13 protein-coding genes are annotated in these 13736 nt (G+C 72.4%); 5 read left to right on the forward strand and 8 right to left on the reverse strand.

Translation table 11 applies throughout. The features are described from left to right. Positions 1–14 precede the first annotated feature (14 nt). The 3 genes from AC1DW8_RS01260 (at position 15) to AC1DW8_RS01270 (ending at position 1852) form a co-directional block, all read left to right on the forward strand. Entirely contained in the window at positions 15–815 is an 801-nt protein-coding gene (locus tag AC1DW8_RS01260; protein WP_478091290.1) for an SURF1 family cytochrome oxidase biogenesis protein, read from the forward strand. Between the two features lie 82 nt (positions 816–897). Then, positions 898–1263: a VOC family protein gene (locus tag AC1DW8_RS01265; RefSeq protein ID WP_056776826.1), complete on the forward strand. Its 366-nt coding sequence runs from the start codon at positions 898–900 to the stop codon at positions 1261–1263. Positions 1264–1282: 19 nt separating this feature from the next. Then, entirely contained in the window at positions 1283–1852 is a 570-nt protein-coding gene (locus AC1DW8_RS01270; RefSeq protein ID WP_478091296.1) for a hypothetical protein, read from the forward strand. 13 nt (positions 1853–1865) lie between these two features. On the opposite strand, the gene AC1DW8_RS01275 is transcribed toward AC1DW8_RS01270, so the two are convergent. The 8 genes from AC1DW8_RS01275 to AC1DW8_RS01310 all read right to left on the reverse strand — a co-directional run bounded on the left by AC1DW8_RS01275 (position 1866) and on the right by AC1DW8_RS01310 (position 10395). Further along, complete coding sequence (locus AC1DW8_RS01275; protein ID WP_056777755.1) at positions 1866–3788, reverse strand: ABC transporter ATP-binding protein; 1923 nt, start codon at positions 3786–3788, stop codon at positions 1866–1868. Between the two features lie 96 nt (positions 3789–3884). Next, the gene (locus AC1DW8_RS01280) at positions 3885–4658 is read right to left on the reverse strand and encodes an enoyl-CoA hydratase/isomerase family protein (RefSeq protein WP_056776821.1); all 774 of its coding nucleotides are present in this window, start codon (positions 4656–4658) and stop codon (positions 3885–3887) included. A 40-nt stretch (positions 4659–4698) separates the two neighbouring features. Then, positions 4699–4911, reverse strand: coding sequence for a hypothetical protein (locus tag AC1DW8_RS01285; protein ID WP_056776819.1), 213 nt, complete (start codon positions 4909–4911; stop codon positions 4699–4701). An 89-nt stretch (positions 4912–5000) separates the two neighbouring features. Next, positions 5001–5714 carry a hypothetical protein gene (locus AC1DW8_RS01290; RefSeq protein WP_082619836.1) on the reverse strand — a complete coding sequence of 238 codons (714 nt, stop codon included), beginning with the start codon at positions 5712–5714 and terminating at the stop codon, positions 5001–5003. Between the two features lie 45 nt (positions 5715–5759). Continuing rightward, the gene (locus AC1DW8_RS01295; RefSeq protein WP_478091300.1) at positions 5760–7358 is read right to left on the reverse strand and encodes an ABC-F family ATP-binding cassette domain-containing protein; all 1599 of its coding nucleotides are present in this window, start codon (positions 7356–7358) and stop codon (positions 5760–5762) included. Positions 7359–7387: 29 nt separating this feature from the next. Further along, positions 7388–7708, reverse strand: a complete 321-nt coding sequence (locus tag AC1DW8_RS01300) for a hypothetical protein (RefSeq protein ID WP_056776814.1) — start codon at positions 7706–7708, stop codon at positions 7388–7390. Next, on the reverse strand, positions 7705–8877 hold the full coding sequence (locus tag AC1DW8_RS01305) for a DNA polymerase III subunit beta family protein (RefSeq protein ID WP_478091302.1): 1173 nt from the start codon (positions 8875–8877) through the stop codon (positions 7705–7707). Before AC1DW8_RS01305 ends, AC1DW8_RS01300 begins: the two co-directional genes overlap by 4 nt. Positions 8878–8919: 42 nt before the next feature. Beyond that, entirely contained in the window at positions 8920–10395 is a 1476-nt protein-coding gene (locus AC1DW8_RS01310; RefSeq protein WP_478091304.1) for an MFS transporter, read from the reverse strand. Between the two features lie 57 nt (positions 10396–10452). Between AC1DW8_RS01310 and AC1DW8_RS01315 the strand changes: the two genes are divergently transcribed. After that, entirely contained in the window at positions 10453–10968 is a 516-nt protein-coding gene (locus AC1DW8_RS01315) for a winged helix-turn-helix transcriptional regulator (protein ID WP_478091306.1), read from the forward strand. 45 nt (positions 10969–11013) lie between these two features. Further along, positions 11014–13707, forward strand: coding sequence for an MGH1-like glycoside hydrolase domain-containing protein (locus AC1DW8_RS01320; RefSeq protein ID WP_478091308.1), 2694 nt, complete (start codon positions 11014–11016; stop codon positions 13705–13707). The last annotated feature ends 29 nt before the right edge of the window (positions 13708–13736 follow it).

Here is a 13736-nt window from a genome sequence, read left to right on the forward strand (position 1 = left end):
GGTACCGTCGATTCGTGCTTCGACTCTGGCTGACGCGGCGCTGGCTGCTCTGGACCCTCGTCGCGGTCCTCTTCGGGGTCGCCTGCTTCTACCTCGGCCTGTGGCAGTGGCACCGCCATGTCGAGCAGCGGACCAAGGTCGACGCGATCGCCCGCAACTACGGCGCTGCACCGGTCGCCTTCGCTCCCCCCATGGTCGAGACGCCGATCCCGGCGGAGCGGCAGTGGACCCGGGTCGCGCTGACGGGCACGTATGCCGCCGGCCCCGACCTGCTCGTCCGCAACCGGACGCTCGACGCGACGGTGGGTTTCGAGGTGCTGACGCCGATGCAGACGGGCGACCTGACGCTCCTGGTCGACCGGGGCTGGGTGCCCAACGCGGACGACGCCGAGACCAGTCCGCCCGTCGACCCGCCGCCCTCCGGCCCGGTGCAGATCACCGGGTGGCTGCGCACCGGCGAGGTGAGCCTCGGCCGCGACCTGCCTCGGCCCCAGATGGCGAGCATCAACATCGCCGACGCGCGGACGCAGGTGCCGTCGCTGAGCCCGGTGGACGCGTACGTCGTCCTCGGCGCGCAGGTGCCGACCGCAGGCGCGGGCGAGCACCCGCTGCGTCTCCTGCCTCGCCCCGAGGAGGACCTGGGTCCCCACCAGGCGTATGCCTACCAGTGGTGGCTCTTCATGCCCGGCGGGGTCGTCTTCATCTTCTTCACCATCCGGCGGGAGGCTGCGACCCGGCGCGCCGGGACGGCCGGACCCGACGCGGCTCCGGTCAAGCCGAAGAAGGTGCGCATCTGGGACGAGGAGGACGCCTGAGGACGAGCCCTCCCCCGCGCAGAGCCTCCCGGATGAGAAGGTCGACGTCCGAGCACGCCGTCACACCTTCAGAGGAGCCCGCATGGACATGCGCCTGGAACTCGTCCCGCTTCCGACCACGGACGTCGACGCCAGTTTGGCGTTCTACACCGAGGGCATGGGCTTCGTCCTCGACCACGACGTCGAGCCGGGCAACGGCATGCGCGTCGTGCAGCTGACGCCGCCGGGGTCGAGCTGCTCGATCGTCATCGGCGTCGGGATGAGCGCGCCCGACGCGCCGCGCGTGCAGAACCTGCACCTCGTCGTCGATGACATCGACGAGGCGCGGGAGATGCTGACCGGCAACGGGGTCGACGTCTCAGAGGTCCAGGACATGGGTGGCGTCAAGTACGCACACCTCAGCGACCCGGACGGCAACACGTGGGCGCTCCAGCAGCTCTCGCGATGAGCGGGCCCGCGGCACGACGATGACCACCGGCGACTCCGCGCCTGACCCCCTCCGGCTGCTCGCCCGAGCGACCGTCGCCGAGCGGCGGGCCCAGCTGCCCGGCGACGCCCTCGTGCCCGCCGACGTCGTCATGGACCGGGCCTTCACCGTGTCGGGCTCGCCCGAGCGGGTCTGGCCGTGGCTCCTCCAGCTCGGCAAGCGGCGGGCCGGCTGGTACCTCCCGCGGACCGTCGAGCGAGCCGTCCCGCGGTCGCGCCGGGCCGTCCGTCACCTCGACCCAGCCCTCCAGGCGCTCGCGGTCGGCGACGTCATCCCCGACTGGGGCGGTGCCGACGCGACCTTCACGGTCGTCGAGCTCGAACCGGCCTCACACCTGCTCTTCGCCTCCACCCGAGGCCGCACCGACCTGACGTGGTGCCTCCGGCTGCAGCGGGCCGGCGGCGACCGCACCCGGGTCCACCTGCGGCTCCGCCTCGGCCCGGTGCGTCACCGGCGGCTGGCCCGAAGCCTCGGCGGCCTCGTGGACCTCGTCACCGTGGCCGGCCTCGCCGTCGGACTCGAGGAACGGCTGGTGCGCCACCGCGCCTGACCCGACGGCAGTGTCAGACGTGGTCGAGCGCGTCGCGCTCCAGCGCCGTGAGCTCTCGTTCGGCTCGCCCGGGCCGCTCGACGGTCTGGTCGTCGAACTGCGTCGCGTGGAGGTCGGCGTACAGGCCACCCGCCGCGAGCAGCTCGGAGTGCCGGCCGGTCTCGACGACGCGGCCGTGGTCGAGCACGACGATGAGGTCGGCCTGGCGGATCGTCGAGAGCCGGTGGGCGATGACGATCGAGGTGCGCCCCTCGAGGGCCGCATCGAGCGCCCGCTGCACCGCGACCTCCGACTCGGAGTCGAGGTGGGCCGTCGCCTCGTCGAGCACGACGACGTCGGGCGCCTTGAGCAGCAGGCGCGCGATGGCGAGCCGCTGTTTCTCGCCGCCGCTGAGCCGGTGACCGCGGTCGCCGACGACGGTGTCGAGACCCTCCGGGAGCTCCGCGACGAGGTCGCTGATCTGGGCGGCCCGGAGGGCCGCATGGATCTCGTCGTCGGTGGCGTCGGGCCGGGCGTAGAGCAGGTTGGCCCGGATCGTGTCGTGGAAGAGGTGGGCCTCCTGGGTCACGACCCCGACGCGGTCGCGCAGCGAGGTCATCGCGACGTCACGCAGGTCGAGGCCACCGATGCGCACGACGCCCTCGCTCGGGTCGTAGAGCCGGGACACGAGCGACGTCAGGGTCGTCTTGCCGGCACCCGAGGGTCCGACGAGCGCGACGAGGTGGCCGGAGGGAGCCGAGACGGTGACGTCGTGGAGCACGACGCCGCTGCCGCGGCGGTCACCCGACGCCACGGACTCGAGGGAGGCGAGCGACACCTCGTCGGCGGACGGGTAGCGGAACGCGACGTGGTCGAGCTCGACCCCGAGGGGTCCGCTGGGCAGGTCGACGGCACCGGGCCGCTCCTTGACGAGCGGCTCGAGGTCGAGCACCTCGAAGACGCGCTCGAAGGAGATGAGCGCCGTCATGATGTCGACCCGGACGTTGGACAGCGACGTCAGCGGGCCGTAGAGGCGGGCGAGCAGCGCGGCCAGGGCCAGCAGCGTGCCGACGGAGAGCGTGCCGTTGACGGCCATGACGCCACCGAAGCCGTAGATCATCGCGGTGGCCAGCGCCGCGACGAGGGTGAGGGCGGCCATGAAGATCGTGCGGTTGAGCGCGATCTGGATGCCGATGTCGCGGACCCGGCCGGCGCGCTCGGCGTACTCGGCCCCCTCACGGGCGGGATTGCCGAAGAGCTTGACGAGCAGCGCACCGGCGACGTTGAAGCGCTCGGTCATCCGCGTGCCCATGTCGGCGTTGAGCGTCATCTGGCGGTGCGCGAGGCTCGCGAGCCGCTGGCCCATGAGCTTGGCCGGGATGAGGAAGAGCGGCACGAGCAGCAGCGAGCCCAGCGTCAGCTGCCACGACAGGGCGAGCATCGCCGCGATGACGAGCACCACCGACACGATGTTGGAGACGACGTTGGACAGCACGGACGTGAACGCCTGCTGGGCGCCGACGACGTCGTTGTTGAGCCGGGAGACCAGCGAGCCGGTCTGCGCGCGGGTGAAGAAGGCGATCGGCTGGCGCAGCACGTGTGCGAAGACCTGGGTGCGCAGGTCGTTGATCAGACCCTCACCGATGCGGGAGGAGTACCACCGCGAGATGACCGTCAGGACGGCGTCGGCGATGGCGATCACCGCGACGACGAGCGAGAGCCGGACGACGACGGACGAGTCCTTGGGGATGACTCCGTCGTCGACGAGGCTCTTGATCAGCAGCGGCACCGTGACGACGAGCACCGAGTCGACGACGACGACCGCGAGGAACGCGATGATCGCGCGGCGGTACGGCGCGGCGTACGTCAGGACCCGGCGACGGGTGCCCGGCGACAGGGTCCGTTCGGCCACCGACGAGTCGCGCGACATCGATCGCATCGCCATCCACGGCTGCATGCCCACGGCACAGACCTCCTTCAGTCCCTTGATCCAACCCCGAGGGACCGACAGCGATTCCCCCGGGGCCGGGATCAGCCGGGGCCGGGGCGCGACTCAGGCGCCGAAACCGCCGAGCATCGCCTGGAGCAGCCCCGTCTGGGCCTCCCGCTCGCGGGCGAGCTGCCCGTCGCGGTCTCCGTCCATCGCGCCCCGCAGCAGCGGCTTGAGCGCTCGCAGCGCGGGTGCCGGCGCTGCGAGCAGCGCCTCGACGAGGGAGCCGGTCACCTCCTCGAGGTCGGCCGCCGGTGCGAGCGTGCCGACGAGTCCGATGCCGTGCGCCTCGGGCGCCGAGACCTTGCGCCCCGTCGCACAGATCTCGAGGGCCCGGGCGTAGCCGACGAGGTGGACGAGCGGGCCGGTGCCCCCGAGGTCTGGCACGAGACCGAGGCTCGTCTCGCGCATGGCGAACCACGCGTCGAGCGCCGCGACGCGCAGGTCGGCCGCGAGCGCGAGCTGGAAGCCGGCGCCGATCGCGTAGCCGTGCACCTGCGCCACGACGACGGCCGGGCACTCCGCCCACGCGGTGAAGCCCTCCTGGTAGGCCGCGATCCCGCGCTGGACGGCCTCCGGGCCTCCCGCGGCGAGCTGGGCGACGCTCTCCTCCCCGGGCACCCCCTCCGGGGTGAACATGGCGGTGTCGATGCCGGCGGAGAAGGCGTCACCGGCCCCGCGGAGGACGACGACGCGTACGTCCTCGGGGACCGACCGCGCCTCGTCGGCGAGCGCCGCCCACAGTGACGGGGTCTGCGCGTTGCGCTTCTCCGGGTGGTCGAGCGTGAGGGTGCGGACAGGTCCGTCGGTCTCGACGACGAGGTGCGGATGCGTCATGGACGCAGGCTACCCGTGGGTCACGGCGAGGTCGTCGGGCTCAGGCCGCGACCGCCGGAACGACCCCGCGACCGACCGTCGCCGGCGGGACGACGCGCAGGACACCCCATCCAGTCACGGACGCAGGCTGGACCAGCTCGACCCGGAAGACGCGCGCACAGTCCAGGCACGACCACGCGGAGGTGGGGTCCGGGAACGGCGTCAGGTCCTCGCCCGAGCAGTACGGGCAGGTGAGGTGGTGGTCGCTGGGCATGGCACACAGTGTCCCGATCGACCCACCCAGATACAATAACCGTCCATTATGTGAGCCCAACTATTTGCTTATGTATGCCGGAGGCGGGCTCACTGCCCCAGGGCACCCACCGCTCGAGCCACGACGAGCAAGGACGTGAGCAGCGCGGCCGTCGCCTCGAGACCCATGAGGGACTTGGCCCGGGCCGACAGCGGCATCGTGTCGGTGGGGCTGAACGCGCTCGAGTTCGTCAGGGACACGTAGAGGTAGTCGACGAGCTCCGGCCGCCAGTTGCTCCGGGCGCTCGAGGTCGCGGCGACCTCGGTGATCGCGTCCTGGTTCTCGTCCTGCGAGAAGCGCCAGTCGGCCGGCGGGAGCCGGTCGCGCACGACCGTGTGTCGCGCGACCGGTCCCCCACGGTCGATCTCCCAGAAGAGCAGGCCGAAGCCGATGACGTTGGTCAGCCACACCTGCATGCCGGCCAGCAGCAAGGGCAGGCCGCCCGGCTCGGACGAGGTGAGGCTCCGCACGAGCATGCCGAGCGCGAAGAGGTTCGTCGCGATGACCACGCACGCGAGGGCGATGGAGACGCCGCGGGACCAGCGCGTCTGACGGACCAGGCGGCGAGGGTTCGTCACGACGAGCGCGCCGAGCAGCACGAGCTCGAGGGCGGGGATGGCCAGCCGGGGGCCGACGAGAAGGCTCTCCGGCAGCACGGCGTACGCCAGCGCTGCCACGACGACCGCGAGCGCCGGCCACAGGCGGTTCTCGCCGGCGCTCGAGCGTGGCTCACGCCGCCGTCGTCGCCCCGCGCTCGGTGTCATGGCGCCAACGTAGCCAGTGGCGCCCCGCGACGGGTGCCGACAGGCTCAGGCGAGCGAGATGAGGTCGAGGTAGTCCGGTCCCCAGAGGTCCTCGACGCCGTCGGGCAGCAGCAGGATGCGCTCGGGCTCGAGTGCCTCGACGGCCCCTTCGTCGTGGGTGACGAGCACGACGGCACCCTCGAAGGTCGACAGGGCCCCGAGGATCTCGGCCCGCGAGGCAGGGTCGAGGTTGTTCGTGGGCTCGTCGAGGAGCAGCACGTTGGCCGCCGAGACGACGAGCAGGGCGAGCGACAGGCGCGTCTTCTCGCCGCCCGAGAGCACGCCCGCGGGCTTGTGGACGTCGTCGCCCGAGAAGAGGAAGGAGCCGAGCACCTTGCGCACCTCGGTCTCGCCGAGCTCGGGCGCCGCCGACTTCATGTTCTCGAGGACCGTGCGACCGACGTCGAGGTTCTCGTGCTCCTGGGCGTAGTAGCCGAGGCGCAGCCCGTGACCGGGCTCGACTTCGCCGGTGTCGGGGGTGTCGACGCCGGCGAGCATCCGCAGCAGCGTCGTCTTGCCGGCACCGTTGAGGCCGAGCACCACGACCTTGCTGCCGCGGTCGATGGCGAGGTCGACGTCGGTGAAGACCTCGAGCGAGCCGTACGAGCGGGAGAGCCCCGACGCGCGCAGGGGGGTCTTGCCGCAGGCGGCCGGCTTGGGGAAGCGGAGCTTGGCCACCTTGTCCTGGACCCGCTCGCCCTCGACGCCGGCGAGGAGTCGTTCGGCGCGCTTGGCCATGTTCTGGGCCGCCGTCGCCTTGGTGGCCTTGGCGCGCATCTTGTCGGCCTGCGCCATGAGCGCGCCGGCCTTCTTCTGGGCGTTCTGCAGCTCGCGGCGGCGGCGCTTCTCATCCGTCTCGCGTGCCTGGAGGTAGGTCTTCCAGCTGACGTTGTAGACGTCGAGGGCCGAGCGGTTCGCGTCGAGGTGGTAGACCTTGTTGACGACGGCGTCGAGCATCTCGGCGTCGTGGCTGATGATGATGAGCCCGCCCTTGTAGGCGCGGAGATACTCCCTCAGCCAGATGATCGAGTCGGCGTCGAGGTGGTTGGTCGGCTCGTCGAGGAGCAGGGTCTCGTTGCCGGAGAAGAGGATCCGCGACAGCTCGACGCGGCGACGCTGGCCACCCGAGAGGGTTCCGAGCGGTTGGCCGAGGATCCGCTCCTCGAGGTTGAGGGCGCTGGCGATGGACGCGGCCTCGGACTCGGCGGCATACCCGCCCTGGGCCTCGAACTCCACCTCGAGCCGGGTGTAGGCCCGCATCGCCTTGTCGCGAACCTTCTCGTCGTCACTGCCCATCCGCGCCTCGGCCTCGGCCCGCTGGCGCACGATGGCGTCCAGGCCGCGGGCGGAGAGGATGCGGTCGCGGGCGAGCATGTCGAGGTCGCCGGTGCGGGGGTCCTGCGGCAGGTAGCCGACGGCGCCCGTGCGGGTCACCGTGCCCGCGGCCGGCTGGCCCTCCCCGGCGAGCACCTTGGTCAGGGTGGTCTTGCCGGCACCGTTGCGTCCGACGAGGCCGATGCGGTCGCCCGCGTCGATCCTGAAGCTGGCGTCCTCGACGAGCAGGCGCGCCCCAGCGCGCAGCTCGATCCCGGTGGCGACGATCACGGCATTCCTCCTATCGGTGCCGCACTACGTCAGCGGCCGGACAACCCCTCCAGTCTAGGAGCCGCGAAGGGGTGCTCTCGACGCGTTATCCGTGCGGCGACCTCGTGGCAGGCCGCGCACCCGCACGTGCGGGAGGCGTGCATCGTGCCGACGTTCCGCTGGGTGCCGGGCTCCCAGAGCTGCTCGCGTATGCCGCCGGGCGAGGTCACGGTCGGCAGCAGCGTCGGGGTCGGGTGGGGGTCGGCCGAACCGGTCCGGCAGCACCGGCACGGCGTGTAGCCGCCGTTCCCGGGCTCGTGCCACGCCTGCTGGTGGCCGCAGCCGCGGCACAGGTGGACGAGGACGCTCATGCCGGGTCGGCACCCTCTCCGTTCGAGGTGATCGCGTCAGGCACGTCGGTGACGCCATCACCTCGAACCAGAGGCGCGACGGGCATGAGGACGGAGAGGCCCGCCCCGTCACCGCGGATCGCCAGGGGGCGGTGCGGACCGTCGAGCACGAGCGTCGGCCGGGCGCCCGCGACGGCGAGCGCCTCGTGGAGGAACTCGGGGTCGACGAAGACGGCTGCGTCACCGGCACCGACGCCACGCGGCTCGGCCACGTGGACCGAGCCGTCACGCACGACGAGGCCGACCGTCTGCGCCTCCACCGGCAAGCGAGCCTGCAGGCCGTCGGCGTCGACGGCATCCCGACCCGCGTCGGTGGCCACGATGCTGCGGTAGTCGGGGAACGAGCCGGCGACCACCGGGGTCGCGGCCAGCTCACCGTCGACGAGCGCACCCACCTGCCCCGGGCGCACGTCGAGCTCGACCACGGCGTCCGCGTCGATGCGGCCGCACCTCTCGGCGACCCGGTCGGCCCAGCCGAGCGGGACGACGGCGGACACCGGGTGGTCCGGCGAGGCCGTCGGTGGGAGGACGACGGGAGCCCACCCGACGGCGAGGCGGTAGCGGTCGGTGGCGACGCACCGCACCTCGGCGCCGCACACCTCGACGAGGATCCCCGTCAGGACGCGCAGGTCCACCCCGTCGGGGGCGCCCGCCACCGGCTCCCCCGGCGCCACGGCGAACCGGACCGCGCCCAGGGCCGCGGCGAGATCACCGGCACGGACCGTGACCCGACGGGCCTCCGAGCCCGCGTGGTCGCGCTCGGCGAGGAGGGCCAGGGTGCGCACGATCTCGCGCCGGGCATCCGCCAACCCGTCGACGAGGCGCTGCTCGTGGGCGGTGACGACGTCCGCGGCAGCTCCGGACGCACCCCGCGCGTCCTCGTCGAGCACGAGCGCGACCTCGGCGAGCGGCATACCGACCCGGCGCAGCGACGCGAGGAGACGGGCGGCGCGCACCTGCGCGACGGCATACCTCCGGTAGCCCGTCAGGGCGTCCACGTCGGCCGGGACGAGGACGCCCTCTCGGTCGTAGAAGCGCAGCGCGCTGGCGGTGAGGCCACTCCGACGGGCGACCTCCCCGATCGTCAGGAGGCGGTCGTCGACGGCAGCGGGCTCGGGCTCGGCGGGCATGACGAGAAGACTGGGCCCTCGACCGGGTCGAAGGTCAAGCGGTCAGTGGGTCGAGTCGGCGACGGCGTCCGCGTCCGCGTCCGCGTCCGCCCGTCGTCCATCCGTCACCGTCGTGGCCCCCACGACGATGGCCCCGGCGAGCGAGATGCCGGCGGTCACCCAGGCCGCGACGTTCCAACCGGCCACGAGCCCGGACGCCCCCGAGCCGGTCCCCGCGTGCGCCGCGACGACGACGGCGACCACCGTGACCCCGATGGACGAGCCGAGGTAGCGGGCCGTGTTGTTCGCGCCGCTACCCATCCCGCCCCGCCCCGGCGGCACGCTCGCGACGGCCTCACGCCCGAGAGCGGCGTTGAGGACCCCACTACCCACCCCGGCGACGAGCAGCCCGGGCAGGAACCGGGCCCAGGAGGACCCGGGCGTGATCCCCGACAGCGCGAGCTGACCTGCGGCCACGACGACCAGCCCACCCGCCAGCTGCGCCCTGCCGGACCACCCGGCCGGCAGCCGCCGGGCCACGAGGGCGAACACGACGCTCGTCCCGGACCAGGCGAGGAAGAGGACGGCGGAGGTCGTCGGGGGCAGACCGAGAGCCAGCGCGAGGAAACCGGGGAGGAACGACAGCAGGCCGATCGCGCCGGCACCGGTCGCGAGCGCAGCCGCACTCGCGGCGACGAACCGGCCGTCACGGAAGAGGGACGGGTCGACCATCGGGCAGGACGTGCGCCGCTCGGCCACCACGAACGCGGCAGCCGAGGCCGCGCCGAGACCGAGCAGGACGAGGACCTCCGGCCGGCCCCACCCGCTGCGCCCTTCGACGAGCGCCGCGAGGAAGCCCGTGGTCGCAACGGCGAGCAGCGTCGCGCCCCACGCATCGAGCGGTCGACGTTCGTGCGACCGGGTCTCGTCCAGCCGGCGTCGTGCGACTGCGGCCAGGCCGAGCGCCGCCACGGCGAGGACGACGTACGTGTCGCGCCACGACGCCCAGCGGTCGAAGGCGCTCGCGACGAGCGGGCCGAGGGCGATGCCGCCTCCGACACTCGCACCCCACACCCCGCTCGCGGCCGCCCGGGCCGGCCCGGGCTCGAACCAGTGGGCGACGAGGCCCAGGCTCGCCGCGATGACCGCCGCGGCGCCGACGCCCTGGCCGACCCGGGCGAGGACGAACACGAGCGTGCCTCCGGCGAGGGCGGCGGCGAGGCTCGATCCGGCAAGGACGACCAGGCCGCCCACGAGGACGCCACGCCGACCGCGGTCGTCGGCCAGGGTCCCTGCCGTCAGCAGTGCCGCCCCGAGCCCGATGCCCATCGAGCTGAGGATCCACGTGCGTCCGGCGACGTCCGACCCGAGCGCCGCGGTGACCGAGCCGACCGTGGCCAGAGGGGCCGTGAACGCGACGAGGGCCAGGACGGTGCCCACCGCGGCCACGGCGAGCGCCCGCCGGGCCTGCTCTCCGGTTCGGGGCGCGGTCGCCCCGCGCGTCGTCGTATCGGGTGCTGCCTGCCGGGTGCGGCTCATGACGTCCTCCGTAGTCTCGATTGGTCTGTTGAACAGACCAAGGCGTACCTTCATTCCATGGCACTCGGGACGGACTACAGCGGACAGGACTGCTCGCTCGCCAAGGCACTCGAGGTCGTCGGCGAGCGGTGGTCGCTGCTGCTCGTGCGCGACGCCTTCCTCGGCGTCACCCGTTTCAGCGACTTCCGGCGCCGCCTCGACATCTCCAAGGCGGTCCTCAGCCAACGGCTCGGATCGCTCGTCGAGGCCGGCGTCCTCGAGCGCCGGATGCACGGCGGACATGACGCATACGTCCTCACCCCCTCCGGCGAGGCACTCTGGCCGGCCGTCCACGCCCTCATGCGCTGGGGGGACGCCACGACGTCCACGCGGGGGCCGCGACGGCTCTTCCGCCACGTGCCCTGCGACGCCGACGTCGACGTGTCCGGGCGCTGCCCCGTGTGCGGAGCGACACCACCCGCGGCCGAGCTCGAGACCCGGCCCGGACCGGGAGCCGGCACGGACCCGCCCGCCAACCCGCTGTCCGCGAGGCTCCGGGAGCCCCACCGCCTGCTGGCGCCGCTGCGCGAGTGAGGGGGCGTAACGCGGGAGACACATCGATGCAGCACGATGTTCCCCATGAACAGCCCCCTGCCCCCGGGTGAACCGCTCAGTGCGGAGCACGCGCGGCTCATCGACTCCCCCGGCCACGACGCCCCGTGGCGCCTCTGGGGCCCCTACCTCTCCGGCCGGCAGTGGGGCACGGTCCGCGAGGACTACTCGGCCGAGGGCAAGGCGTGGTCGGAGTTCCCCTTCGACCAGGCCGTGTCGCGCGCCTACCGCTGGGGCGAGGACGGGCTCGGAGGCATCAGCGACCGCTTCGGCTTCCTCAACTTCTCCGTCGCCCTGTGGAACGGCAAGGACCCGATCCTCAAGGAGCGCCTCTTCGGCCTGACGAACGAGGAGGGCAACCACGGCGAGGACGCCAAGGAGTACTGGTGGGCCCTCGACGGCACCCCGACGCACTCGTGGATGCAGTGGCTCTACCGCTACCCGCAGGCCGAGTTCCCCTACGAGCAGCTGCGGCGCGAGAACCGCGAGCGCACCCGCGACGAAAGGGAGTTCGAGCTCGGCGACACGGGCATCCTCGACGACCACGAATTCTTCGACGTCACGATGACGTATGCCAAGGCCGGGCCCGACGACATGTGCATCCGGATCTCGGCGACCAACCACGGGCCGGCTGCCGCGCCGCTCCACGTGCTGCCGACGATCTGGCTGCGCAACACCTGGTCCTGGGGCCTCGACGACCGCGTCACCGAGCTGCGCGAGATCCGCCGCAACGGACGCCCGACGCGTGGCTACCGCGCCGCCGAGGTGACGCACGGCTTCCTCGGCCGCTACGTCCTTGCCGCGTCCGGCTCCCCCACGACGCTCTTCTGCGACAACGAGACGAACGCCCGGCACGTCTTCGGCGACCGGGCGCTCGCGAACCAGTCGCTCTACCCGAAGGACTCGATCAACGAGCGGGTCGTCCACGGCCGCACCCAGGCCGTCAACCCCGGCGGCTACGGCAGCAAGTGCTCGTTCTGGTACCGGTTCGACGCCGTCGAGCCGGGTGAGACCGTCACGGTCGACCTGCGCCTCGCGACCGGCGACCCCGGGATCGAGTGGTTCGGCGAGCCGTTCGAGGAGGTGCTCGGCTCCCGGTCGGCCGAGGCCGACGAGTTCTACGGGCACGTCATCGACGCCTCTCTCGACGAGGCCGACCGCCACGTCGCGCGCCGGGCGTACGCCGGCCTCCTCTGGGGCAAGCAGCTCTACCGCTACGACGTGCGCCAGTGGGTCGACGGCGACCCCGTCGGCCCGGCGGTGGCCGAGTCGCGCAGGAAGGGCCGCAACGAGCACTGGAAGCACCTCGCCCTCGCCGACATCATCTCGATGCCCGACGAGTGGGAGTACCCGTGGTTCGCGGCGTGGGACCTCGCGTTCCACACGATCCCGCTCGCCCACGTCGACCCGGAGTTCGCCAAGGAGCAATTGCTCCTCATGTGCCGCGAGTGGGCCATGCACCCGAACGGCCAGCTCCCGGCGTACGAGTGGGAGTTCGGCGACGTCAACCCGCCGGTCCACGCGTGGGCGGCCTGGCACGTCTACCGCATCGACGGCTATCGGGACCGCGAGTTCCTCGTCCGCGTCTTCACCAAGCTGCTGCTCAACTTCGCGTGGTGGGTCAACCGCAAGGACGCCAACGGTTCCAACCTCTTCGAGGGCGGCTTCCTCGGGATGGACAACATCGGCCTGTTCAACCGCTCCGCTCCCCTGCCGCCGGGCTTCCGCCTCGAGCAGTCCGACGCGACGAGCTGGATGGCCTTCTACTGCCAGCAGATGCTCAAGATCGCCCTCGAGCTCGCGCGCACCGACAAGGCGTGGGACGACGTCGCGACGAAGTTCCTCGAGCACTTCCTCTCGATCGCCCAGGCGATGCGGCACTTCGGGTCCAGCGACAAGTCGCTGTGGCACGAGGAGGACGGCTTCTACTACGACGTCCTCGTGCAGCCCGACGGGCGCGCGCCGCACATGCGGGTGCGCTCGATGGTCGGCCTGCTGCCGATCCTCGGTGCGACGGAGATCCCCTCGTGGGTCGTCGACGAGTGCCCCGACGTGACGAGCCGCTTCCAGTGGCTCCAGCAGCGCCGGCCCGAGCTCGTCAAGCCGATGCTCGCCCGCGAGGACGGCAAGATGCTGCTCACGCTCGTGCCGCCGAAGCGCCTGCGCCGCATCCTCGAGCGGATGTTCGACTCGGAGGAGTTCTTGTCCCCCTACGGGATCCGGTCGCTGTCCGCCGCGACGCGCCAGGCCGTGACGGCGACGCTCGGCAGCGAGACCGTCTCGATCGAGTACGAGCCGGGCGAGTCGCGCACCGGCATGTTCGGCGGCAACTCCAACTGGCGCGGGCCGGTCTGGTTCCCCACGAACGTCCTGCTCGCGGACAAGCTGCGCACCTACGGCCGCTACTTCGGCGACGACTTCCGGATCGAGATCCCGACCGGCTCGGGCGACTGGCGCACGCTCGACGAGGCGGCCGACGTCATCGACGTTGGCCTGACGGCGCTCTTCCGCCCCGTCGACGGCCGCCGCCCCTCCGACGGCAAGCGCATCGAGTCCTCGCCGGACCCGCTATGGTCCGCGCACCCGACGTTCTCGGAGTACTTCGACGGCGACACCGGCGAGGGCCTCGGCGCGACGCACCAGACCGGGTGGACCGCCCTCGTCGCGCACCTGCTCAACCCGCGGCTGCCCCCCGACCCGCGCACCATGGGCTGGGCCTGAGCGATACGGCATACGTCCTCGGTCGGTCC

Source organism: Terrabacter sp. P2_E3 (assembly GCF_056403915.1).